This is a genomic window from Saltatorellus ferox, assembly GCA_007751475.1.
Taxonomy (GTDB): domain Bacteria; phylum Planctomycetota; class UBA1135; order UBA1135.
The window spans coordinates 5964706-5988916 of the sequence record CP036434.1 but is presented as its reverse complement, the minus strand read 5'-3'; the positions used below and the strand labels follow the sequence as shown (position 1 = coordinate 5988916).

Genomic DNA, 24211 nt, shown 5'->3' with positions numbered 1-24211 from the left:
CAGGACGGTCGCTCCTACGTCGGGCTCTTGGACCATGGGCAGAGTGCCGGGAAGGTGTCGCTGGAGCTCCTGGAGGATCACCCCGGGCTGGGGGCCGTGCGATTGATCGCGGAGTCCCCGGCGCTGCCGGACGGAGCCGAGCTGGTCGTGTCGTCCGTGCAGCACGAGACCCTGGAGTGGAGCCACTTCGAACAGCGCGCCCGTGAACGAGGGCCGCGTCGAGATGGTTCTGGAGCATCTCCTGCCCGGTCACCTTCAGCTCGTCGCCAGGCTCGACGGTGCCGATCCCGTGAGGCTCGTCGGCGGCTGGCACGGGGTGGATGTCGTGGCGGGCGTCGAGGCCACGCTGTCGCTGCCGACACTCACGGGCGGCATGTTGCAGCTCTCTGTTGCTTCGGTTCTGCCACCCACGGAGCGAACGCTCGCCGATGTGCAGTTCCGCCGCAGCGGAGCCGACGCGTGGGAGGAGCTTTCCCTCATCACGCGGGAGGAGTCTCCGGGAGGGTGGAGCATCATGCAGAACTCCAGCGCCCTGGTTGGCGGCCCGGACGCACGGACACCGCCGATGGAGCCGGGGCACTACGATCTACGGGTGACGCTGCAAGGGCACGAAGACGCCACGAGCCGCTTCCGTATCCTGGAGGGGCAGACGGAAGCACTGGAGCTGACGCTGCGCCTGAAGGACGACTGACCCTGCGCAGATGCCAACCGACTCCGGGCCCGGGTCGGCAACTTTCAGAAGGACGCGGGGCGCTATAGTGCAGTGGAGCTGGATCCGCTTCACGACTGACGCGACAACATGACTTATCGATCCGACTCCACACGCTGCAACCACAACATCGGCACGGCCAAGCAAGGGCACGGGCCCAACCATCGAGTCCGGATCCCGCGACGCTGGCAGGACTCGATCTACTCGTGGGCCCGCGGGACCTCGGGCACGATCGTCACGCGCACGGTTTGGGGCTGGCCGCTGCCGTTCCTCGTCGAACACACCCTAGCGCTTTGTCTCCTCGCGACCTGTGCGCCGGGCGCGCTGGCCCAGGAGGTACTTGAGGCTCTGGACCCCGTTACGACTCTCGCGGACCGGTGCGCCGCCGGTCGGATCGACGCGCCCTTCGAGGCGGCCTGTCGCGCGGTCATCGAACAGGACGTCCGCGGCCATGCGAGCGGCGAGTCGCTGCCGGCCGACTTCTTCCCGTGGCTGGATCGAACGCCGCGGCTCGAGCGCGCAGCCACGCTTGCCATCGCGAACGTTGGTCCCAAGGTCGCCGCCAATCTGGAGCGACTGCGCGCTTTCGACGACGAACGCGTCGAGAAGTATCCAGCGCTGGCGGTGGCTTACGCCGCGGCATTTTCACAGGGGCAAGGCGACGAACCGCACCGCTACTGGGTCGACGATTGGCTGGTCCGCGGTCGCGCGGTACCCTCGATGGAGGAGTCGTTCGTCTATCACGTCGAGCATCGCCGGGACATGCGAATGCCGCTGCGCGACGCACCCTGGCAGGTTCTCGCGCATCTCGCGGACTCGCTCGTGCCCATGGCGGAGCGCGAATGGGCCCTCGACCGCTATCGCTCGCGCAAGACCGAGGGGCTACGCGATCTGTTCGGCGCCGTGCCGTACACGCTCGATCCAAAGCGCGGCGATGCGCCGTGTACGCTGATGAGCTTTCTGGAGTTTGGAGGACCGTGCACCCACAACGTCCAGTTCGCGGGCGGGGTGTTCGACGCATTCGGCATCCCGTCGGGATGGGCGGGGGGGCCCGGTCACACCTACCCGTACTGGTTCGAGATGGACGGCAAGGTCTTGACGATCCATCGGACGAACGAGCTCGGCAACAGGAACGGCAAGATTCGCGACCCCCTGGGCGAGGGCCACGTGTGGGAAGACCGTCTGCGGCTTCTCGTTCTGGCGCTCAACCACTCCGTCGAAGGGCAGCGTCGCTCGGGTCTCGCCGCCTGGGCCCATGGACGCGTTGCCGAAGCGGACCGCGCGCGCTCGTCGGCGATTCTCGTCGACGCACTTCGCGAGAACCCCTTCTGCCACGAAACGCTCTCCGCCTTCGCGGATGCAACGGCGGCCCGAGCGATGCCGCAGGACGTCGCCGGGCAAGGCTGGAAGCTGGCCGCGAAGGCGCTCGGCGATCGACCCTACGACCTGTCGCCCCTGCTGGAGCGCGCTGTGCCGCTTCCCGGTGACTCTGCTCCGACGTTCGCGGGCGATGACGACCTCCTGAAGGGATTGGTGAGGCGCTGGGAGAGATCTGGACTGGACGAACGCGCCCTGCAGGCCAGGGTCTGGCGTGGTCGCGCGCTCGCCGCGCATGGCCAGACGGCGGAGGCGACGCGCCTTCTGATCGGCGTTGCGAGTCAGTGCGCTGCCAGCCACGCAGATTCGTTCGTGGCGGCGGCCCTTGCGCTCGCAGGCTCGGTGCCGGGAGCGCCCGATTCCGAGGATCGATTCGAACTCCTCACGCGCCTGATGCGCGACATCGAGACGCCCACGACGTCTGAATGGACGGAGCTGCGCCGCTCGCGGCTGCATGCGGTACGCGCGATCGTCGGCGAACTCGAGGCCCTGGGCCGAGCGGAGGATGCGTCTGCGATGTGGTACGAGGAACTCGCGAGCGTCGGCGCAGAGGGCGGGGGAGTCGGTTCCGACTTCTTGCTCATCGGGGGCGGCGGCGGAGCGCCGTTCGAAGAGGCGCCCGCGGGAGCCGAGTTCGTGGGAGTGCGCGTCACGACGACGGGCTTCCAGGGACGTGACGTGATCGGGTCGGTCGAGGGCCTTTTCCGGGTCGACGGCGAGGACATCGTCGGAGAGCGTGCCGGTGATGCTCGTGGGGGGGCGATCGAGCTCCGGGCGCCCGATGGCTGGCGCGTGGCCGGATTGGTCGCAGCGGGGAGCGATCGCCTGGACGGCTTCCAGCTGGTCTTCGTCCCGGTCAGCGCCCGGGACAACCGCGTTCGGATGAGCCCATGGGTTGGCACGCACCGGGAGGATGAGGAGCTCATCGGTGGCCGTGACTTGCGTATCGTCGGGATCCGCGGTCGCGCGGGGGCGGACGTCGACGCGCTCGGGCTGGTGGGCGTTGCCCTCGACTGAACGCTGGCGCTCACGCCCGTCGCGCCTGAAGCCCGTGCGCCTGAAGCCCGAGAGGATGGCCTGCTTGGCTGAACTTGGCGGGAGTGTGCACGACCACCACGTAACGGAAAGGAATTCCAAGCGGGGAGGTATGGCGGTACCGAGAAACGTGGCGGCTTCGGGTCGGGTTCGGTACCGGAAACGTGGCGGCTTTGGGTCGGGTTCGGTACCGCCATTGGGTCGGGTTCGGTACCGCCAATCTGGGTGACCATGCGGGTATCCTTGGCGGACACGGTCACGAAGGCTCCGGGCTCACCCGTGATCTCATCGACCAGATGCACGTTCACCGGAAGGAGGGTTCCCGAAGTGGATCCATCGTTGTGAGGCATACGATCCAACCGATGGGAAGGCGCCGCGCTACGTCCCGCTGGCGCTTCCTTGACGCGAATTTTCCTGTCATTCGGAACCTGCACCAGGGCAACGTCCCCGGATTCCCCTGCGCCGTGGGCCGTCTCTGCTTCACGTCCCACTACGGCCGTGGCGCGGGTCGCTCCCCTCATCCACATGAAAGTGAGCAGGAGCAGAACGACAACGACGAGCAGTGCGGGAATGAGACGGCGCATCCCCTGCAGTTTAGCGGATCCTCGCTCACGGGAAGGTCCCGTCCGCCGCGTGATATCGATCGCTTCGAGGCTTCCATCAGGCGCCTGTGAACCAATCCAGCTGCTCAAACGTGGCGGCTTTGGGTCGGGCTCGGTACCGCCACAAACGTGGCGGCTTTGGGTCGGGTTCGGTACCGCCACGATATCGATGCCCACCCGGAAGTCCCTTGGAAGATTCTTCCGACGATGCCGGGGATCCACTCCCCGGTACCTGGAGAGCGCATCAGTCGCGCCGCAGCTACCAGGAGCGCAGACTCACAGGGCCCAGCGAACGATCTTCGAGTTGGTGGTCCCGCCGCCACTGGGGCTCCCCGCGTCGCGGAAGATGGCTTGCAGGGTCCACTGGGTGCCCGCGAGCCAGGTCCCGTTGCCCGCGTAGCCAGTGACGTCCAGCTCGATGTCGATGCTGCCTGCTGCATCGATGGGGACGACCGGCGTGATCCTCTGGGCGCCAGGGCCGTGGACGCAGAGTCCGTGGGGGCCTGCGGGTAGATCGGACGCGCCGGGCTGGCCGAAGAAGAGGCCGAAGGAGTGCGCGGGTGCGTCGAAGACCTGGGCCCAGAGGCGCTCTCTCGACAGGCTGATCGCGCCATCGAATCGGAAGCTGGCCGCAACGCCGCCACTGTGCGGTGTGGGCGTGCAGCCCGACTCAGCATCCGTGCGGAAGCCCTTGAAGATATGGATGACGCCCGTGTCGAAGCCCTGGGTCCAGTCTCCGAATCCCACGATGGCGAATTCCGCCAGGCCGTCCCCGGTAAGGTCGCCGAGGATCGCTCCCCCGAGCCCGTAGTTCGAGGTCAAGGGGTCCTGCTGGTCCATGAGTTCCAGGTCGAAGAGGATCTCGCCAGTCTTGCCGCTGACGATGGTCTCCGCGCCGTGCTTCTCTTCGAAGTACCAGCGGTTGTGGGAGCCGACCAGGATGTCGTTGTAGCCGTCCCCGTTGATGTCACCTTCGGATTGCACGTAGGTTCCGAACGAGCCGTTGTCGGCTGGGAGGCCCCAATGTGTCAGCGGGGCGCGTCCCACGGGGCCGGGTATGCGCCTGATGACCTCTCCTGACGCGCCGGAGTACAGGACGATCGCACCGCGATGGGGGAAGCTTGAAGAGGGAGAGGGCGCGCCTATGTAGGCAGCTCCTGCGACGAAGTCTCCGATCCCGTCCCCATCGATGTCACCGATGGCATCCAGGGATGCGCCCAGCCTTTCGGTCCCGAAGGATGGATCGTAGTCGCCATCGATGGTGTACAGCACTTGCACGCTGGGCATGGAGAGGGCAACGATCTCGTTATACGCCCCGCTACCGATCACGAGGTCGGCGATGCCGTCTCCGTTCAGGTCACCAGGGCTGCAGAGTCCGCCAGACCCGTGGCCATAGATCTGTGCATGGTCGCGAGCATCGGGCCCGAGGTGAATGACGACGCCCTCGTTGGATTGGGTGCCCGAAGCCCAGTCTGCGTAGCCGTCGCCATTGATATCGCCTAGCGGGGCGCCCCGATAGCCTGGAGTCGCACTCGGACTCATGCTGGAGTCCGCGGTGGCCACGACCGCACCCGTCTCCCAGTCGACGATGATCGGGCTATGGTCCCCAATCACTTCGGAGAGGGCAAGGTTGATTCGACCGTCGCCGTTCACGTCGCCAACGGCCTCCACATGATCGCCGATGAAGGAAAACTGGTTGTAGCTCATTCGAGGGTTTAGCGGCGACAAGGTGGCGCCGGAGTAGACCTGGTAGAATCCCCGGTAGTTCGGTCCCACGCGGCCCGTGACCACGAAGTCATCGACGGAGTCCCCATTGAGGTCGCCGACGTGGAAAACGCCCATGAGCGCGTCTTGCCCGGTGCCCTGGGAGAAATCAGCTGGTCGCCCATAGATCTGCATCAGCAACTCCTGGGCGAGAGCGAAAGGAGGGGCAGCGGACAGCGTGAACAGAGCGAGAGTGCTATTTCGGAGGGTAGAGAATTTCATCAGTCGGCACTCGTGTAGACGGAAAGGCCGCGACGGTGATCGCAGACGTAGAGAAGGCGCTCTCCACTTGGACGGACGTCGAGAGACATGGTCACTGGCTCAGCGGCATCGCTCAGTAGCACGGATGGCTGAAACTGGGGCGCGCCGCTGGAGAAGTCGATCTCGAGGACCTGAACGCCGAGTCGTTGAACGGCGACGTAGAGGTTCACAGAGATACTCTCGCCATCAAGGTCGAGGGCTCGGATGCTGTTGGTGAGGTCATCCATGAGGCTAAGGGGCGGGTACCACGAGTCGCAGAGGATCGGCGTGTTGGGCGGCTCGGCCTTGAGGATGTCGGTGATCTCGTAGCAATGCACTCCTCCGATGAAGTCGCCCACGAAGAGGAAGGTTCGATTGTCCCCATCGATCGTCTTCTCCAGCACTTCCAAGTGCCACGCGAAGCTCGAGCGTCCGATCCCGCCGCCCGAAGCGGGATCTTGGCTCGCGATGGGCAGGTAGATCCGGGGGAGCAACGATGAGCCGACTTCACCGGTCGCTGGTGGTGACGTGTCGCATCTGGCCAGCGTGTCGACAGGGTTCGTGAAATCCCAAAGCTGCACGAGGCCTCTTTCGAAGTTCTGGGAATCCTGGGTCGTGGGGGTGGGAAACCAAAGTGGATCCGTTCCACCGCTGAGGGTCGCGAGGGAGTCGTAGTCGGTGTTCGTGACCGCCTTCATGTTGGGCGCTTCCACGGATGGAAGCACCGCCACTCCGCAGGGGGCGGCCAGCACCCATCCGTCGAACCCCTCAGTCAATGCTCCTTGAACACGTGCGAACGTTGGGCTGAACGTCTTGATTCGGCTTCTGTATGGCTGCGTGCTGCCGGTCTGCTCCATCCAAGCCTTTGCAATATCGGCGTCCGGCTCCCCGCGACTGGGGAACCCGTCGAACTCGGGGTGAGTATTCAGCCGGTACTTGAGGATGGGGTCGGTCGATGACGAAGGCAGGATGGAGCCTGTTCCTCCCAATGGCGTGGGCCCGATCAGCGCCATGATCTCGTTCCTCTTGCCGAAAGCAATGCCGTCGGGCGTGTTCTGGAGGGCGAAGAAAACCAGCTCGTCGTCGGGTCCGATCGTGCTCATGGGTGCACCAGCGAACTGCTGGAAATAGGCGTCGTACTCGGTATCCACGGTCGCCGTGAAGAAAGATGCCCTGGATCTGAGGTTCCACCGATCTGGAGGGGTCTGGATCGAGAATCGAGCCTCGTTAAAGTCCATGGGAGCCCCGGTCACCGGGTCGAACGTCACCCTCTGAACCGAGACCTGAGAGAGTTCCCCAGCTGTACTGGACGCCACGCCGGACGAAGCCATGCACTGCAGTTCCTCCGCGGGCGGGCCAGCGAACGTCTGCAGCCATTGACCCTGCTTCCCCTGGGTGACTCCTGATGCGAAACGGCGGTCATTTCCTCCGGGCGCGCCGGCATCACGGTTGGACTCCAGGGTGTGTTCTCCATTCACCGGGTCCTCCATCAAGTAAGGGATTCCCTCGCGGACCGTCCCATCGGTCACGCAGGTCATGAGGATGTTGGGATACTTGAGGGAAGGCTGGTAGCCGAAGGACCTCACCCCGTAGGTGTTCGCTTTCGACCTCGTCGCCACCAGAAGCTCCGGCGTTGCGGGAGTGTCTATACGTACGGAGGCGAGGCAGACCTGGTTCGTGCGGCCCTCCATGGCGGGAGCGTCCCCTGTGGACGAGTGAAGGTACTCGAGCCGGATCCCAGCCGTGTTGCCGTCCACCGAGTCGAGGATATTCGATTGAACGGGAGGAATGAAAAGCCGCTCTGATCCGTTCTCGATCGTGATGCGCGTCGGAGTCAACACCGGGGCAGGGTTGCCGCTTGGGCTCACGGCGAGGTCCGCCACTTTGAAAATACGCACTGTGGGTTTGCCTTCTTGGTCGGGCAGCATCGGACCGTTGTAGGTCACGCCGCCCCACTGAAAACGGTCGTCGTAGGCAAAGCCCCCCACGACCGCCGGCGGATCGATCAGAAGGACCGTACTGCCGCTCGTGAAGGCCACGTGCCAGCCGAGAGGGGTCTCGATCACCTCGATGCTCCTCGCGTAATCAAAGACGTTGGTCAGCCTGCCCGTTGCCGGTAGAGGGTCGCCAATCACAAGCGTCTCTGGCCAGGCGCCGTCGTTCGTCAACGGGGAAGTGGCCACGAGTGATACCTCGATCCCCTCGTGGTGCCGGATGGGCATGCTCGGGCCCCATGCATCAGCCAGGTCGAACTGGACCCAACCCAATGGCTCGACCGCTGCATAGAGCTTGTGCCCAACGCCGCCTGCCGTGTCATCCCGGTGAAGCGCCAGGGAAAGGAAGATCGGAGGGTCGCTACGCTCCGTCACGTCGACAGCTCCTTGCTGGTTCACCCAGTTGAAGTTGTCATAAAGGTGCTTGTGTGGGATGGCTGGATCGGTGGCATAGAAGGAGCTATCCCCGAAGACCGGCCCCCAGACCCGCGCCGGAGGCGTTGGTGCTCCTGGCATACCCACATCGCCCAGTAGCGTGGCGCGGTCGATGTCCATCTTCACGAGCCCATCCGTGAGCATCGAGAAGTAGAGCGTTGCGTCATCGGAGGCCGGGTCATCCTGGTCGACCACGACATCGGTCACGTAGCTGCGGTAGATCTGCGCTGGATGGCGAGGCAGCTGGGACGAGTGTGTCTTGAGCCCGTAGTCCTTGAGCGCCTGGATCTCGTGGCCTGTCTCGCTGGAACCGGCATTTGCCAGAGCGGCTCGAAGATCGCTCAGAGCATAGAACCTGACGCGGCTTGCATCTTTTTTGGCGAAGGTCGCGGCGACGTAGTGGACGTCCTCGAGCGTGACGAGCGCCAGGGAGTTGCAGTAGCGGTTGTTGAGCTGCTCGTCAGGAAACGACGGGCCGCTATCGTCGATACGGGCGACACGATTGGTCGCGGAGTGCGGGTCGGCGTCCATGACCCAGAGACCATTCGTACCGCCTGCGATGATCAGGAGGTTGGAGTAGTCAGGCATTCCGACCGTCTTGGTGGTCTGAATGTCAAAATCCGGGTCCAGTAAGAGGTCGGCTGCGTGCGGGCAGAGATGACCGATCGACTGTCTCTTGAGTGGCTCCTCAAAATTCAGCTCGATCTCAGCGACCGAAGCTGGGGGAGCACTCGAGCCCGAAGTCGTCACTTCCGCCAGAGGCTGGAGAAACGCAATGGATGCGCTTTCGGCAATGAAGAAGTAGCTTGCGTCCGGAGTTCCGGTGTGCGCAGTCACGAGCGAAAAGGGCCGGGTATCAAGCAGCCGGTCGGCTACCTGCAAAACGGGGGGGGGGGGGCGGCGAGGTAGAGGCAGCAGAGCATGGGATGTCCTTGGCAGGAGAACGGTGTGGAACAAATGCCACGTCTTCGATCATCCCAGCTTTCTCCATTCTCGCCACCCCCCGCACATGACTTTGCCAGTCTTTCTGCTGCGGCGGGCGCCAGATGGCGCAGACGGCCGCGCACCTCGTCGACAGGGTCTTCCCCGATGTCGATGTGCGCCAGTGGGTACTCACGGTCCCCAAACCGCTACGCCTGGCGATGGCGATGAACGCGGAGCTCTGCCGAGAGGTCACGCGGGCACACATTGGCGCGGTCTCTGCCTCCTACAAACGCCGCGGACAAGTGACCCTCGGTCGTCAGCAGCAAGAAGTGCAAGGCGACCCAGGGGGCGACCCAGAGGAAGCCGCAGCTTCCGTTCCTTCCTCGTGGTAGGTCTTCCGACGGATGGGAATTCCAAGCGGGGAGGCATGGCGGCACCGCCGATCTCTCCACTGACCATCTATCGTCTGGGCCACGGAGGGGTGAACCACGAAAGGATCGGTTCATCTGGGCCACGCAGGCCCCGGGGTTCTTTCGCTATCTGGCGGCCAGGCGCGCCTTCAGCGTCTTCGCGATCGCTTCGAGGCTTCCCTCGGTGAAGGGGTCCTGCAGGCCTACGGTTTCGCCTACGAGTTCACGGAAGCCGCGTGATCCGCCGAGGTCGCAGAGCTTCTGGTATCGGGACCACGCCTCGGTCGCGTCGCTCTGGGAGAGGGCGAGGAACTGAAACGCCACCAGCTCCGCGAGCACGTAGTCGATGTAGTAGAAGGGGTACTGGAAGACATGGAGCTGGGCCTGCCACGCGCCGCCCTCTTCTCCGTGACGGATTCCATCCCAGTGGCGCCAGGGCAGGTAGCGCTTCTCGATCTTGCGCCATGCAGCACGGCGCTCATCGGCGGACCAGTCGGGATGGTCGTAGACCTCGTGCTGGAACTCGTCGATGGCGCAACCGTAGGGGATGAACGCGATCTGTCCCGCGACGTGCTCGTCTCGGAAGCGATCGGCCGCGCGGCCGAAGAGAGCTTCCATCCAGGGCCACGTCAGGAACTCCAGGGACATCGAGTGGATCTCCGCGGTCTCCGACGTGCAGCGGCGCTGGTCCGTGAGCTCCACGTGCTGGCTCGAGGACCAGCCCTGGTAGGCGTGACCCATCTCGTGGGTGAAGACGCGCGCGTCGCCCGCCGTTCCGTTGAAGTTGGCGAAGATGAACGGGAGGCCGGTGACAGGCAGGAACGAACAGAAGCCGCCCGCTCCCTTGCCGTCGCGGCCTTCGAGATCCAGGAGGCCGCCCGCGCGCATCTTTCGGAAGAGGTCCCCGAGCTTGGTGTTGTGCGAAGAATCGACGTCCTCGAAGAGCTCCTGCGCGCGCGCCTCCAGCCAGGGCGCGTCTTCTTCGCCCGCGGGCGTGGCCGGGCGCGGAGATTCCCCGCTGGCGAAAACGGCCTCGTCGAAGATCGCCAGCTGGTCGAGGCCGAGCCGCTCGGCCTGGGCGCGTCGAAGCTCGGCAGCGATGGGGACGATGTGCTTGATGACGCCTCGGCGTAGAGCGGCGACCTCGGCGGGGCCGTAGTCGCTCCTTCGCATCCGATCGTAGGCGACTTCAGTGAACGACGCGTGCCCGAGGCCCTTCGCGATCGCGACTCGCACGCGGATCAACTCGCCGAAGAGCTCGTCGAGTTCCTCGCGGGTGCTCCCGTACCAGTTCCAACGGGCTTCGGCCGCTGCCCGGCGAACCTCGCGATCCGCACTCGTGAGGAAAGCGCTGACGGCGGCGAGCGTTTGCTCCTTGCCCTGGAAGAGGACGCGAGCGCTCCCCACGAGCGCCGTGTGCCGGCTCTTGAGGCGCTGTTCTTCGGCGAGGAGTTCGCCGACCGACGGATGGAACGAGCGTAGCTCGGCCTGCCAGCGCTTCATGCACGTTTCGCCGAAGCGCTGCTCGAGGCCGGCCCGCAGCTCTGCGCTCACCTCGTCCGAGAAGAGAGCTTCCAGGAACGTGCGCCGGTTGCCCTCCAGTAGGGCGGCCGCGTCATCGAGCTGGGCCTTGGCGGCCTTCGTCTCGGGATCTCGCGTGTACTGGCGGAAGCGGATCGAAACGGCCGCCGACCAGTTCTGCTGCGCGGCCATCGCCCCGTCCCACGCGAGCACGCACCGGATCGCTTCGTCGAGGCCGTTCGTCGCGCGGAGCTCCGCGGCGAGCTGCTTCACCGAGGCCGAGCAAGCGTCGAGATCGAAGTGCGTGCGGCTCGCCAGGAGGACGGTGTCGTGGGAAGTGCCGGTCATGGGAGCGCGCGGCCAACCCGCCTGCGAATACGAAAGGGAGAATCCGGCGCGTCAGATGCGCCGCTGAATCGCGTGGGCGAGCGAGGCCGGCACCGACTTCGCCAGGCGGCCTGCGCGTGCCGGCGACGAATAGAACGAGGTGAGCGCACGCCGGCGCAGGCTCGGGAAGTCGTCGATATCGCCCGACTGATCGCGCGTCCACGCGGGCCCGAGGTCCACCTGGCGGCCGCTCTCGAAGTCCGCGGTCGCCGCCTGGCTGGCCCGCGCCCAGCGGATGGTGTGCGCGGCCTCACCGACGGTCTCGGTCGGCAGACCGAGGCGCAGCATGAGGTGCCCTCGAACGCCTCGGTCGGCCATGTGACCGAGCGCCTTGTCCACCTTCTGGAGGTCGATGTTCTCCTTGAGGAGTCGCTGGAGCCTGGGGGAGGCCGTCGTGACCCTGAGCGGAAGCGTCGTCGCCCCCGCACGCAGGAGCGCGTCGATCAGGCCAGGGGTCAAGCCGTCGCCCCTCAGTCCCCGGGGGAACGAGACCGTCAGGCGGCCGTACCCGGGCGCCGAGCGAAGCTTGGCGATGGCGTTCACGATGGCCTCGGCCCGCGCGGGCTGGCCGTCGAAGGCGGGGTCGCCGATCGCGATGTGACGCACCCGGTGCTTCTGAACGAGCTCGCGGACTTCCTGGACGATCTCGGCGACGCTGCGCTCTCGGCCGTGGGAGCCGAAGCTGCCGTGGCACGTGGGGCAGTCGGGCGGGCAGGTGCGGCTGGTGAAGATGGTCGCTTCCCGGGAGCCGCTCGACCGCGGGACGCGCAGCCGTTCCTGTACGCCCTCCTGGACTCTCGTCGGAAGGTGGCGAAGGAGCTGATGGCCCCAGGTCTCCAGCCGCGTCCCGGACAACCAGCTCGCCTCGTTCGTCCCGGAGTAGCGGCTCAGATCGATCAGATCCCAGGCCGGGGTCGCGAGCTTCAGGGTCGTGGCGCCCATCCGCTCGTGCCTGACGGCCGTTCCGTCGTGCCAGCTCACGCCTCGCTGCCCCGACCAGTCGGTCCGGCCGGCGATGGCGGCCTCCACGAGACTCGGCATGAACTCATCGGCCTCGCCGCGGACGACGAGGTCGGCGGCGCCTTCCTCCAGCAGGACGCGCGCGGCGTCCTGGGTCTCGTCGATCCAGAGGATCCGAAACGGCGCGCCCGAGGGGCCCTTGCCGAGGCGGTGTCCGGCATCGACCATGCGGTCCAGCCAGGGGGCCGGCCCATCGGCCGGCTGACGGGACCCGCCGCGCTCCGGCAGCTCGATGGGCTCGGAAGCCAGCAGAACGGCTTCCGGCTCGAAGGCCAGCGTACGCTCCGTCGCCTCGTCGCGGCTTCCCGCGTCCTTCCCGGACGGCGTGATCGCCGCGTCGGTCAGCTGCAGCCGCGGCGGCGCGCCGCGTCGCAGGCCCTCGTGCTCGCGCAGGGCCGTGGCTGCAACGAGCAGCCCGATGGGAGGAAGTGGGGCCGTGCGCCTACCCCCGGGGCCAGCGACATCCGCAGCCCGTTGAAGCCCGATCCTGTGTGCACTCCCGAGGGAGGCCTGCCCGTTCTCCAGCCGCATCGGGGCAGCTTAGGAATCCGGAGGGGGTCGATTCCAGGATGGCGACCTCCGAATCACGTGCTTTCGGAGGTTCTTCCCGGACTCGCGGCGCTTACAGCCCCGACCCCTTGAACGCGTCGAACGCGGTCGTCAAGGACGACAGCTCGAAGGACGCTCCGAAAATGACGTCGTTTCCTTCCGGGCCGCTCCAGATCACGAACGGCGCGCGGTTGTCTCCGACCTCACGGATGAGTTCGCGATGGGTGTCCGCGACGGAATGGCCCTCGGCGACGGCGCCCAGCCCGCTGAGCTGACCGAAGATCTTGACGAAGTCCGCGTGGTACACCGTGGCGGCGTCCGCGCCGCCGACCAGGTCGATCGCCCGGACGTGTTCGACTTCGGCGAGGCCCTTCTCGCTGAACTCGCGGATTCGCGTGTCGACGGCCATCGTATCGCCGCCGAGGATCACCAGCACGTGGCGCCCCGACGTGGCGACCTTCAGGTGCAGCGAGGAGTCCCCGAGGTACGTCTTGAAGGCGTTGCGCATCGCAGCGCGGCGGTCGAAGTCGAGACGGCGGGTGTCGAAGCGAACGCTGTAGTCCTCGACGAGGGTTCCGTCCATCATGCTCCGGATCGGCAGCGCCATCTCGAAGCCCCAGGTCTCCAGGTCGCACTTCGAGAGCAGGAGCGAGATGGCCTCGCGCGCTCGGTCCGGGTTGCGAGCCGCAAGATAGATCGCCACGTGCGCCTTGGACGGCTCCATCTGGAACGAAAGAGCCGCACCGGGCTGGAACGAATCGAGCATACGCACGGTCGCGCGCTCCATGCTATCGAGCGCTTCGCTACTCAGCTTGGACCGCTGATTTCGCGCATCGTCGTCCTCGGCTCCGAAGAGGCGCGTACGCCCGATGCTCGACCAGTCGTCGCGGTTCTCCCAGAGGTGCCGGAGCGTGCTCACGGCGGTTTCGGGCTCGAAGGCCGTCACGAACGACACCGGGTCCTCACGATCGATATGGTGGCTCAGCTCGTTGAGCGTCGCGCTGATATCGCCCGCGCCCACGCCGGTGCCGTAGGTCTCTTTCTGTCCTCCCACGAGGCGCAAGGAGATCGAGGCGCGATCGCCGTCGAGGCTGAAGCCGAAGCCCACCTCCTGGGAGTCACGCACGAGCTGGGTGAAGCTCTCCGGCTCGAACTCGTAGAGGTCTCCCGATGAGGTCTTGGGCCGCGCGAGTCGGTAGCTTTCGTTGAGCGCCCGGCAGAGCGGCTCGAGGGACGGCTTGAGCAGCGGCAGAAAGGTGCTCGAGTCGAATCGGCCGCGAATGTTGGCCTCGGGGAGATCGCTGATCAGCCCGGAGTCGCCGCGGTCGACGGAATCGTTCATGCCGATGGGCTCGACGACCGCGTACCCGCCGCCGATCCTCCGGACCTTCATGCCACGGGTGGCGAGCGCCGAGAACGACACCACGACGGGGCCTTCATCCCGCGCCGGCACGATCACCATGGGAGCAGGAAAGAGCTCGCCGGGGACCGGGACGTAGGCCAGCGCGATGCGCGCGTCGCGATCGATCAGCGACGGATCGATCCCCACGCCTGCGATCGGAACCGTGGCCAGCGTCGAATCGAAGAGGGCGTGGCCCTGGAACTCCACCAGCGTGGAGATGCGCAGCGAGAGCTCTTCCAGCGCCGTGAGAGACTCGAATTCGAAGTACGCGAGCGAGTTGTCGGGGATCTCGGCCGCGAAGTCGGCCTCGCTTCGATCGAAGACCACCGGAGGCGGCTCTGCGGCGCGATCCACGGCGCCCGTCGGCTCCAGTTCGGCCTCCACGACGACGGCTGCCGGGTCCACGGCCGCCGAGGAAGACGTCGCTGGACCTGCCACTCGTGCCCCGGCCGATGCCGCGGGCTCAGGGTCGGGCTCGCTCCCGCATCCGGTGGCCAGGGCGAGCACGATGGCCGCAGCGAGGGCGCGGCTGCGTGGGCGGATCGCCCCCCTGGCAGCGGACCAGGGGTCGTGGGGGAGATGGCACTGGGGCATGGGCATGTTGGGAGGCCTTCGGGGTTCTTCCAGGTCATCGAGTTGGGTTTGGCCAGGACTGAACCACGAATGGCCTCCGAGGGGCCCGCTCCCAATTTGGGCTCCCTATCATCTGGGCATGAAACCGAGCCATCCGCCGCTCCACGCTCTCTGGCTGCTCCTCCTCTGGCTGGCGATGCCCCTTGCGAGGGCCAACCCGCAGGCGGAGGAACGCCACCTCGTCGTTCTCCATACGAACGATATCCACGGCCAGGTCCTGCCCCGCCCCGCCATCTGGTTGAAGGACGTCAACCCGATCCCGGACTCCGGAGGCCTGCCCCGGCTGACGGCGAAGCTCAACGAACTCGTCGCCGAGGCCCGCGCCGCGGGGGCTTCGGTGGTGATCTGCGACGGAGGGGACTGGTTCCAGGGCACCCCGGAGGGGCAGATCGGGCGGGGCCGCAGCTTCCTGGGGGCGCTCGCCCGGGCTGGCCACGATGGGGCTGTGGTGGGGAACCACGAGTTCGACCACGGTCTCGACGTGTTCCTCCAGCACCTGAAAGAAGTTCCCATGCCAGCGCTGCTCGCGAACGTGCGGATGCCGGATGGGTCGCCGCTGCCGGGCACTCGTGACTGGATTCTCCTGGAGCGCGACGGCCTGCGGATCGCCCTCGTGGGACTCCTGACCACGTCGACCCCCTCGATCACCCACCGCGCGACGCGCGACCTTCTCTGGACCGATCCCGCGGAGGCGCTCGCGCGGGTCCGCGCCGACCTCGGCGACACGGTGGACCTCGTGATCCCGGTCACGCATATCGGCATCGAGGACGATCGCGCCCTGGCACGGGCCCATCCGGACCTTCCGCTGATCGTGGGGGGGCACTCGCACACGTTCCTTCGCACGGGCGTTCGCGAGGGGGATACGCTGATCGTTCAGGCCGGTGCGAAGGCCAGCGTGATCGGTCGTGTGGATCTCTGGCTCGATGAAGGGGGTCACGTCGTTCGCAGCGAGGCGCAGCACGTCGACCTCTACGGGGAACCCGCCGCCGAGTTCCGGAACGCCGAGGTGGATGCCGCCTGCGCGGCGCTCTCCGCGGAAGCGGCCGAGCGCATGGACGCCGTGCTCGGCGTCTTCGGCGGGCCGCTGGAGTCGAGCCGGCGGGAGCTCACGAACTCCACGAGCGGCAACCTCATCACGGACCTGATGCGCGAGCGGTCCGGCGCCGACGTGGCCATCCACAACCGCGGCGGAACGCGAACGACGCTCGCCGCGGGCGTCTGCACCCGCCGCGATCTCTTCATGTTGCTGCCCTTCGACAACCACATCGAAATGCTCACGATGAAAGGGGCCGACGTGATCGAGCTCTTCCGGACGTCCATCGAGGAAGAGCGCCGAAGCGGCGTGGAGTTCAGCGGTGTGACCCTGGAGGCGCGGCTCGTCGAGGGGAAGCCGAAGCTCGTCCGCGTCCTTCTCGGGGGAGCCCAGGGCCGCGCCATTCAACCCGACGAAACGATCCGTCTCGCCACGAACAGCTACATGGCGAGCGGAGGCGATGGCTGGACGCTCCTGGCGGAACAGGAGGTTCGCGAGGTGGACTTCACGCTTCTTCGTGACATGGTGGAGATCGCCTTCGAAAGCGGTCCTCTGATGCCTTCGAGCGAACAGCGCTATTCGGTGATTCGATGAAGGCTACCAGTCCCATCCTGCTCGTCTCGGTCGCGTTCCTTCACGCGATCTTCGGCTCCACGCTCGCCGCGGCACAGGACGTCGGCCAGCTCGTCGACGACCTCAAGCACCGCGATGAGAAGGTAAGGCAGAAGGCGGTCGGCGCTCTCGCTGACCTCGACACCGAGGCCGCCTGGGAAGCGGTCGCGGACCGCGGCCTCGGGGATCTGGAAGCGCGCGTCGCGGATGAGGCACAGCTTCGGATCGGTCGCGCGAGCTATTCGAAGGGGCTGGGCGACGTGCTGGAGTCCAAGCACGCTCTCAAGGCGCGCTCGGCCCTGGTGCGCGAGCGTGTCTCGGAGGCGCTGGGCCGCATGAAGGGCGCGCTGCCCGCCGACCCGTTCGTCACGGCGCTGAAGGACAAGGAAGCGGCCGTTCGCGCCGTCGCGGCCTACGCGCTGGAGACGCGGCTCGAAAGCGGCGCAGGCGCGCTCGATCTCGCCGACTCGAAGGGCGTGATCGCGCTTCGAAAGGCGCTCGCGAAGGTCGCGTCCAGCGATCGCGACGCGCGCGCCCGAGCGAACGCGATCTCGGCGCTCGCGGCCCTCGCACAGGTGGATGCAGAGACGGAGGAGCTGCTCGGTAAGTCGATCGCGCTCACCGATTCGGCCGCTCAGGTGCGAGCCGCCTCGCTTCGGGCGGCATCGCTCGCTCAAGGAGGCGGCAGCCATCCGACCACGGAGGAGCTGGCTATCGCCCTGCGCGACGAAGCCCACGGCGTCGGGATGATGGCGCTGCGACTCCTGCGTCAGCGCGGGGATCGCGAGTCTTTCCTGGCGCTGGCTCAGGCGCTTCCGCCGGAGGGAAGCGATGCGGAAAAGGGCGGCCTCCGGCCCGCACGCGCCTGGGCGATCGTGGCCTGCCTGCGCGAGGCCTCGGGGCTGTCGCATGGTCTGGTTCGAGAGCGCTGGATTCGCTGGGCGGAAGGGCTCGAACCGGACTGGAAGCGCAGCGCCGACGGCAAGGAAGACGCGACGGAGTCCGGCGAGACGGGCTCCGCCACGTTCTACGGCCTTCGGATCGTCTCGGACCGCGTGGCTTTCCTGGTGGATATGTCCGGTTCGATGTGGGAGGAGAAGGGAGGCTCGACCCGCAAGGTTCAGGTCGAGGTCGAACTCGCCAAGGCCTTGCGAGGTCTCCCGGAGCATGCGCGCTTTCATCTGGTTCCCTACGCGACCGTTCCAGGACCCTGGGAAGACGGACTCGTGCCAGCGACGGAGCGCAACGTGGAAAAGGCCATCGAGTGGTTCGAGCGAAACACGCAGCGCGGCAGGGGAGACGTCTGGACGGCCCTGATGCAGGTCCTGGAGAACCCCGAGATCGACACCGTCGTGATCCTGTCGGACGGCGCGCCCTCCGGCGGGTATCGCTGGAACATCGAGCTGATTCGCACGCTCCTCCAGGACGAGAATCGCCATCGGGGCGTCGTGATCCACGCGGTGATGTTCGACGCCGCGAAGTCGCTGCGGAAGGGCTGGAAGGCGATCGTGGACGACTGGGGCGGGGTGCAGCTGCTGATCGACTGAGGCCTACCGGACCGTTTGCCGCGCATTCCGTCGGAACCGCGTCGCGGGGATCACGCGGCCCGCGCCGGTTTGGCAAAATGCCGGCGAAATTCCACCCCGAGGAGCCCCATGAACCTGCGCGAAACACTGAACGAGACGAGCGAGACGCTCGCCAACGGCAAGGTCACCTACGCGTCCGCCGAGGGCGTCGCACTGATCACTCTCACGAACGCGCCGGCGAACGGCTACTCGTACGAGATGATGCGCGACCTCGACGAGGCGATCCTGCGGGCGCGCTTCGACGCGGAGATCTTCGTCGTCGTGATCGCAGGCGCCGGGGAGAAATTCTTCTGCGCGGGGGCGGACATCTCGATGCTCGACGCGGTGACGCCGACCTACAAGTATGCGTTCTGCCTGCACGCGAACGAGACGATGCTGCGGCTGGAGCACACGCCGAAGCTCGTCATCGCGGCGCTCGGCGGCCACTGCGTCGGCGGGGGCCTCGAGATCGCGATGGCCGCCGACCTGCGGTACGCCCGCCGGGGATCCGGCAAGTGCGGCCTGCCCGAGGTGGCGCTCGGCGTGCTGCCCGGAACGGGCGGGACCCAGCGCCTCGCGCGGGCGGTCGGCGCTTCGCGGGCGATCGAGCTGATGGCGGACGGTACGACGTTCGACTACGACCGCGCGGAAGCGCTCGGGCTCATCAACGGCCAGGTCGACGCGGCCAGCGAGGACGAGTTCCTCGACGCCATCCTCGCCAAGGCCCGCGGCTACTGTCCGCCCGAGAAAGCCGGCATGTCCGTGGGCCTCATCAAGCGCGCCGTGCAGAGCGGCGTCGATCTTCCCCTGGAATCGGGACTCGCGCTCGAGCGCGAACTCCAGCAGCGCCTCTTCCAGTCCGAGGACGCGCGCGAGGGAATCGCCGCGTTCGCGCAGAAGCGCAAGGCCACCTTCCAGGGCAAGTAGATGGTGCGGGGTACGGATTCGAGCGGGACGATGCGCGCGGTTCATGTCATCGAGCACGGCGGCCCCGGGGTTCTCCGGATGGTCGAGCTACCCGTGCCGGAACCGGCCGCTGGCGAAGTTCGGGTCAAGGTCGCGGCGATCTCGTTGAACCATCTGGATATCTGGGTCCGGCGCGGCATGCCGGGCGTGGAGATCCCGATGCCGCACATTCCTGGCTGCGATGGAACGGGCACCATCGATGCGCTGGGGGAAGGAGTGGGCCCCGAGGTCACGGTCGGCATGCGCGTGCTGATCGAGCCTGGTTTCACCACGGCCGACGGGCCAGAGGTCCAGGCGGGCATGGATCACCTCGCGCCCGACTACGGAATCCGGGGCGAGCACGCTCCGGGCCTGGCGGCCGAGTACGTGTGCTTGCCGGAGCAGTACGTGACACCCCTGCCCGAGGGGCTCGATCTCATCGACACCGCGGCGGTCCCGCTGGTGTTCCTGACGGCATGGGGCATGCTCCACACACGCGCGAAGATCCAGGCCGGTGAGACCGTGCTGGTGCTCGGCGCGGCATCGGGGGTCGGGTCCGCAGGGATTCAGATCGCGAAGGCGCACGGGTGCCGCGTGATCACGACCGCTGGAAGTCCGGAGAAGCGAGCGCTCGGCGTCGAACTCGGCGCCCACGATGCGCTCGACCATCGCGATGACGCGTGGCCGAAGGAGTTGAAGGCGCTCACGGGCGGCCAGGGCGCGGACGTGGTTTTCGAGCACATCGGGCCCGCGACATGGGACGGCGCGATGCGTTCGCTCAGGCGCGGTGGTCGCCTCGTGACCTGCGGTGGAACGACCGGCCCGAAGGTCTCGATCACGTTGCCTCATCTTTTCATGAAGAATCAGTCGGTGCTCGGGTCCACGATGGGCCCGCGGTCCGCGTTCGTCGACATCCTCCAGGGGATGGCGAACGGGCTGTTCCGCCCCGTCGTTCACAGCGTGCTGCCGATCGAGAGGATCGCGGACGCGCATCAAATGCTGGAGGGGCGTGAGGTCGTGGGCAAGCTCGTCCTCACGTTCTGATCTCTTCTCTTTCCCCACCCTCGACTGCGCCATGAGTTCCCCAGAACACAACCCCGCCTCCTCGATTCAGCGAGCCGCCGTGCTCGGCGCTGGAACCATGGGGCACGGAATCGCCCACGTTCTCAGCGCGTCGGGCATCGAGACCCGGCTCTTCGACATCTCCGAGGATGCAGTCGAGACCGGTCGCGCCAAGGTGGCGGCGAACCTCGAAAAGGGCGTCGCGCGCGGGAAGGTGACCGAAGAAGAGCGCGACGCTGCGCTCGCCCATCTGACGGGCACCTCGGACATGGATGCGGCGATCGACGGCGTGGACATCGTGATCGAGGCCGTTCCGGAGCGCATGGATCTCAAGACGCAGATCTTCGGGGCGCTCGGTTCGAAGCTCGGCTCCGACGTCGTGCTCGCCACGAACACCTCTTCGCTTTCGATTCGAGAGATCGCGGAAGCCGCAGAGGCGTCCGAGCGCGTCGTGGGGATGCACTTCTTCAACCCGGTGCACATCATGAAGCTCGTCGAAGTCGTGCGGACCGCGCATACGAGTGACGCGGCGGCGGAACTCGCGCTGGGTCTCGCGCGACGCATGGGCAAGGACCCGATCGACGTGCGCGACGCGCCGGGCTTTGCCTCTTCCCGGCTCGGGATCGCCATCGGGATGGAAGCGATCCGCATGGTCGAGGAGAAGGTCGCGTCAGCGGAGGACATCGACAAGGCGATGACGCTCGGGTACGGCTTTCCGATGGGGCCGCTCAAGCTCACGGACCTCGTGGGCCTCGACGTTCGGCTCGCGATCGCGGAGTACCTGAAGGTCGAACTCGGCGAGCGCTTCGATCCGCCCCAGCTCCTGCGGGACATGGTGGAGCGCGGCGATCTCGGGAAGAAGTCGGGCCAGGGATTTTACTCCTGGGAGGGCGACGCGCGTGGCTAGCGGAGAATTCGACTCGGAGATCGAGGCCATCCCCGCGGCGCGTTCGGGGCCTCCGCGATGGATGGTGATGGTCGGCTGCGGGTGCCTGATCCCTGGCTTCATCGTGATCGTCGCGGTGGCTCTGTTCGCGATGTCGCTGAGCGAGCACGTCAACGAGTCGGAGGCATGGAAGTCCCTGGCGGGCGTGATTCGCTACGACGATTCCGCGCGCGGCCCGGAGACGGGCGTGGAGGACGACCCGAGCACCAACGAGGACGAGTCCCGCGGCCCCACGGAGTTCCAGCTTCTGATGGGCGGCGAGATGCCGCTCGACCGGAGCGTCGAGGTCTACTGGTTCGGGCGAGACATGCCGTCGCCCAGAACGCAGGGGCAAGTCATGGGCAACGATCCGCTCAGCGTCACCTTGATCAAGGAAGAGCAGTCCCTCGCCGAGATGGCCGCGCGGTCGCGGCCGGGGACTCCGTTGCACGAGGACCGGACCTACGAAGTCAAGGGCAGGGTTCTGCGAGGTCGGGTGTTGCAGCAGATGGTGAGTGACTCACTCCATATCAAGCTGTCCGGACTCGACAAGGTCAGCGGCGCAGGAGCCGTCGTCTGGCTGCGCGAAGGCTTCACGGATCCCGAGGAGGAGGGCAAGCTCTTCGATCTGCTGGCCTTCTTCCAGCGGCCTGGTTCGGTCGAACCGATCAAGGACGAGGAGATCGAGCGATTCCTGGCCCCGTTCGATCTGGAGTCCTTCCCCGGAAGTCTCGACGCCGAGGACGACTCGAAGAAGTAGCCATGGAGCCTTCTGAACCCCAGTGGCCTTCCGACCCTCGCATGGGTCGTGAGCGCGTGGAGCCCGGAGGTCCGTCTCCGGCCGCTGCGGACGAGGTTCGCCGGGAGTCGCGGGCGAGACCGGTCTCTCCGCTCTGGGTGCTCGGGACGCTTCTGGTTCTACTGTTGCTCGTGGGTGGGGTGATGTTCGTGCTGAAGCCGCGGGGGCAAGTTCTCGATGCCGCAGAAGCCGAGACGCTCATGTTTGCTTCCGTGCCCGCGTCCCTTCCGTACGGTCTGGAGCGTGCGGATGCGCGGCGCCTTCCTTCGGGAGAGGTGGTTCTGAAGTACGCGGGTGAGGGAAAGGCTGGCGAGGGGCCGGAGTCGTTGACGATGATTCAGTTCCCGGCGGCCCGTGCGGAATCGGTGCTCGACGAGCAGTTTCAGAAGCTGCGATTCGACTCGGGCAGTGGAATGGGTGGCGGGATGGGCGGCGGGGGCGGCGGTTCTCGCGGCGGCTCGGGCGGTGGGCCGGGCGGCCCACCCGGCGGTGGCGGCCGTGGCGGCGGGATGGGAGGCGGTGGGAAGAAGCCCAAGCTCCAGGACGCCGGTTTCATGGACTGGCGGGGGTACAGCGCGAACTATGCGCGTCTGCGGCATGCTGCGGCGAGCGTCCCTCTGCCTGAGACGCAAGGCGAGTCTGGCCCACAGACGCCGTCCGGCACGGACCGTGCCGACAAGACCATGTACGAGACCGTGCGAGTCAATCTCTCGACAGGGGGCCGCTGCATCATCGCTTACGTCCGGTTTCCGTTGGGCGTCGAGGGGACCGTGGCGGCGGTGGGAGAGCTTCTCGGTTCGTTCGAACCCCTTGTGGCAGCCAGCGCTTCTCCAGGGGCGAGCGAACGCTGACTGTCGATCAGGGCAGTCCCCAACGCTTCGAAGGCTGCGATGAAGAGTCTCATCGGGTTCTCGATCTGGATACGCGCGAGATTCGGAGATCGCGTCTAGGCTGAAGCGACGGGGAATCGGGCGCGTCCCATGGCCCCTGCCCCTTAGATCCTCTGGTCCACTGGTTCTCTTCCCTTTCCGTCCAGCATCACTCCTCTCATGCAAAGAAATACGTTCTCCATCGCAGCCACCTGCCTGGCTGCCATCTCCCTCTCGACCGGTGCGTCTGCTCAGTACTCGGAGTCGTTCGAAAGCTACACGGCTCCCTCGGCGATCGAAGGCCAGGGCGGCTGGCAGAACTGGGATGTCTGCGCCACCGGCAACCAGCTCTTCAACACGGTCACGACCGCCCAGGCCGCCACAGGCACGAAGAGCCTTCGTTTGCTCGGCTCCACCGCCGCAGGTGGAACCTGCGCCGCTTGCTCTGACACCACGCACGAGCTCAACGGCCCGTACACCAGCGGGGAGTGGACCTTCAAGGTCAAGACCTGGATCCCCAACACGTTCGCGGGGGACGCCTACGTGATCCTGATGAACACCTACAACAACTGCGGCGGCCCCTACGACTGGTCGACGCAGATTCGCTTCTCCGACTCCGGGCAGGTGATCGTCGACGCCATCGGGGGCACCAACTACGTCCCGATCAACGGCAACCAGCCGATCCTGTTCGATCAATGGGGAGAGCTGAAGGTCGAGATCGACCTCAACAACAACACGGTCGTCTTCTCTTACAACGACGTCGAGATGTCCGGTGGCGACTGGGCTCCTGGCACCGGAGTTCCGGAGATCAAGGCGCTCGACCTGTACCCGGGATCTGACGACACGACCGAGTGGTTCGTCGATGACATCTCCCTCACGGCCGGCATCGTCGGCGGCCCGGTCGGAACGAACTATTGCATGGCGAACCCGAACTCGACGGGAGGCACCGGCGTCATGGGGGCGACCGGATCCCGTTCGGTCACGGCGAACGACCTGACGCTTCAGGGCACGGGCCTCCCGAACCTGTCCTTCGGATTCTTCATCACGAGCAACACGTCCGTCTTCGTTCCGAACCCCGGCGGTAGCTCCGGCAACCTCTGCGTCGGTGGCGCGGTCGGTCGCTACGTCGGTCCAGGTCAGATCAAGAACTCCGGGCTCAACGGCACGATCGAGCTACTGATCAACAACCAGCTGACGCCGACCCCGACCGGTTTCGTTCAGATCCAGAGCGGAGAGACGCGCTTCTTCCAGCTCTGGCACCGTGACTCCTCGGGCGGCACGCCGACCTCGAACTTCACGGACGGTTACGAGATCACGTTCAACTGATCCCGTCCACGTGACATCGACGAGGGGCCCGGCGCAGCGAGAGCTGCTCCGGGCCCCGCTCTTATTCTCAGGC

16 protein-coding genes are annotated in these 24211 nt (G+C 66.4%); 11 read left to right on the top strand and 5 right to left on the bottom strand.

The window, feature by feature from the left end:
• The first annotated feature begins 202 nt into the window (after nt 1-202).
• Nucleotides 203-691 carry a hypothetical protein gene (locus Poly30_RS28785; protein ID WP_419191411.1) on the top strand — a complete coding sequence of 163 codons (489 nt, stop codon included), beginning with the start codon at nt 203-205 and terminating at the stop codon, nt 689-691.
• Between the two features lie 108 nt (nt 692-799).
• Nucleotides 800-3103 (top strand): hypothetical protein, encoded by a 2304-nt coding sequence (locus Poly30_RS21590; RefSeq protein ID WP_145202230.1) that lies wholly within the window; start codon nt 800-802, stop codon nt 3101-3103.
• Nucleotides 3104-3999: 896 nt separating this feature from the next.
• Here Poly30_RS21590 and Poly30_RS21585 read toward each other — a convergent pair.
• Nucleotides 4000-5709, bottom strand: a complete 1710-nt coding sequence (locus Poly30_RS21585; RefSeq protein WP_145202227.1) for an FG-GAP repeat domain-containing protein — start codon at nt 5707-5709, stop codon at nt 4000-4002.
• A complete protein-coding gene (locus tag Poly30_RS21580) occupies nt 5709-8744 on the bottom strand; it encodes a hypothetical protein (RefSeq protein WP_145202224.1) in 3036 nt (1011 codons plus the stop codon). The genes Poly30_RS21585 and Poly30_RS21580 overlap by 1 nt, the downstream gene beginning before the upstream one ends.
• Nucleotides 8745-9202: 458 nt before the next feature.
• On the opposite strand from Poly30_RS21580, the gene Poly30_RS21575 reads away from it, so the two are divergent.
• Entirely contained in the window at nt 9203-9472 is a 270-nt protein-coding gene (locus Poly30_RS21575) for a hypothetical protein (protein WP_145202221.1), read from the top strand.
• A 144-nt stretch (nt 9473-9616) separates the two neighbouring features.
• On the opposite strand, the gene Poly30_RS21570 is transcribed toward Poly30_RS21575, so the two are convergent.
• The 3 genes from Poly30_RS21570 to Poly30_RS21560 form a co-directional block, all read right to left on the bottom strand.
• Nucleotides 9617-11359: a M3 family oligoendopeptidase gene (locus Poly30_RS21570; RefSeq protein WP_145202218.1), complete on the bottom strand. Its 1743-nt coding sequence runs from the start codon at nt 11357-11359 to the stop codon at nt 9617-9619.
• Between the two features lie 51 nt (nt 11360-11410).
• Complete coding sequence (locus Poly30_RS21565) at nt 11411-12949, bottom strand: B12-binding domain-containing radical SAM protein (protein ID WP_145202215.1); 1539 nt, start codon at nt 12947-12949, stop codon at nt 11411-11413.
• A gap of 91 nt (nt 12950-13040) precedes the next feature.
• A complete protein-coding gene (locus Poly30_RS21560) occupies nt 13041-14963 on the bottom strand; it encodes a hypothetical protein (protein ID WP_419190472.1) in 1923 nt (640 codons plus the stop codon).
• Nucleotides 14964-15081: 118 nt separating this feature from the next.
• On the opposite strand from Poly30_RS21560, the gene Poly30_RS21555 reads away from it, so the two are divergent.
• The 8 genes from Poly30_RS21555 to Poly30_RS21520 all read left to right on the top strand — a co-directional run bounded on the left by Poly30_RS21555 (nt 15082) and on the right by Poly30_RS21520 (nt 24138).
• Nucleotides 15082-16629 carry a bifunctional metallophosphatase/5'-nucleotidase gene (locus Poly30_RS21555; protein ID WP_419190471.1) on the top strand — a complete coding sequence of 516 codons (1548 nt, stop codon included), beginning with the start codon at nt 15082-15084 and terminating at the stop codon, nt 16627-16629.
• Nucleotides 16626-18194, top strand: a complete 1569-nt coding sequence (locus Poly30_RS21550) for a hypothetical protein (RefSeq protein WP_145202206.1) — start codon at nt 16626-16628, stop codon at nt 18192-18194. The genes Poly30_RS21555 and Poly30_RS21550 overlap by 4 nt, the downstream gene beginning before the upstream one ends.
• Before the next feature lie 108 nt (nt 18195-18302).
• On the top strand, nt 18303-19139 hold the full coding sequence (locus Poly30_RS21545) for an enoyl-CoA hydratase/isomerase family protein (RefSeq protein ID WP_145202203.1): 837 nt from the start codon (nt 18303-18305) through the stop codon (nt 19137-19139).
• A gap of 30 nt (nt 19140-19169) precedes the next feature.
• Nucleotides 19170-20201, top strand: coding sequence for a zinc-binding dehydrogenase (locus tag Poly30_RS21540; RefSeq protein ID WP_419190470.1), 1032 nt, complete (start codon nt 19170-19172; stop codon nt 20199-20201).
• A gap of 31 nt (nt 20202-20232) precedes the next feature.
• On the top strand, nt 20233-21126 hold the full coding sequence (locus Poly30_RS21535; protein ID WP_145202197.1) for a 3-hydroxyacyl-CoA dehydrogenase family protein: 894 nt from the start codon (nt 20233-20235) through the stop codon (nt 21124-21126).
• Entirely contained in the window at nt 21119-21904 is a 786-nt protein-coding gene (locus Poly30_RS21530) for a hypothetical protein (protein ID WP_145202194.1), read from the top strand. Before Poly30_RS21535 ends, Poly30_RS21530 begins: the two co-directional genes overlap by 8 nt.
• Before the next feature lie 41 nt (nt 21905-21945).
• Nucleotides 21946-22794: a hypothetical protein gene (locus tag Poly30_RS28780; RefSeq protein WP_419190469.1), complete on the top strand. Its 849-nt coding sequence runs from the start codon at nt 21946-21948 to the stop codon at nt 22792-22794.
• Nucleotides 22795-22992: 198 nt separating this feature from the next.
• Nucleotides 22993-24138, top strand: a complete 1146-nt coding sequence (locus Poly30_RS21520; protein ID WP_145202191.1) for a hypothetical protein — start codon at nt 22993-22995, stop codon at nt 24136-24138.
• Nucleotides 24139-24211: the final 73 nt, after the last annotated feature.

Coding starts and splice junctions, on each gene's coding strand:
- Poly30_RS21590 (WP_145202230.1), top strand. CDS start 800: ATGACTTATCGATCCGACTCCACACGCTGCAACCACAACATCGGCACG.
- Poly30_RS21585 (WP_145202227.1), bottom strand. CDS start 5,709: ATGAAATTCTCTACCCTCCGAAATAGCACTCTCGCTCTGTTCACGCTG.
- Poly30_RS21580 (WP_145202224.1), bottom strand. CDS start 8,744: ATGCCTGACTACTCCAACCTCCTGATCATCGCAGGCGGTACGAATGGT.
- Poly30_RS21575 (WP_145202221.1), top strand. CDS start 9,203: ATGGCGCAGACGGCCGCGCACCTCGTCGACAGGGTCTTCCCCGATGTC.
- Poly30_RS21570 (WP_145202218.1), bottom strand. CDS start 11,359: ATGACCGGCACTTCCCACGACACCGTCCTCCTGGCGAGCCGCACGCAC.
- Poly30_RS21565 (WP_145202215.1), bottom strand. CDS start 12,949: ATGCGGCTGGAGAACGGGCAGGCCTCCCTCGGGAGTGCACACAGGATC.
- Poly30_RS21560 (WP_419190472.1), bottom strand. CDS start 14,963: ATGCCCCAGTGCCATCTCCCCCACGACCCCTGGTCCGCTGCCAGGGGG.
- Poly30_RS21555 (WP_419190471.1), top strand. CDS start 15,082: ATGAAACCGAGCCATCCGCCGCTCCACGCTCTCTGGCTGCTCCTCCTC.
- Poly30_RS21550 (WP_145202206.1), top strand. CDS start 16,626: ATGAAGGCTACCAGTCCCATCCTGCTCGTCTCGGTCGCGTTCCTTCAC.
- Poly30_RS21545 (WP_145202203.1), top strand. CDS start 18,303: ATGAACCTGCGCGAAACACTGAACGAGACGAGCGAGACGCTCGCCAAC.
- Poly30_RS21540 (WP_419190470.1), top strand. CDS start 19,170: ATGCGCGCGGTTCATGTCATCGAGCACGGCGGCCCCGGGGTTCTCCGG.
- Poly30_RS21535 (WP_145202197.1), top strand. CDS start 20,233: ATGAGTTCCCCAGAACACAACCCCGCCTCCTCGATTCAGCGAGCCGCC.
- Poly30_RS28780 (WP_419190469.1), top strand. CDS start 21,946: ATGGGTCGTGAGCGCGTGGAGCCCGGAGGTCCGTCTCCGGCCGCTGCG.
- Poly30_RS21520 (WP_145202191.1), top strand. CDS start 22,993: ATGCAAAGAAATACGTTCTCCATCGCAGCCACCTGCCTGGCTGCCATC.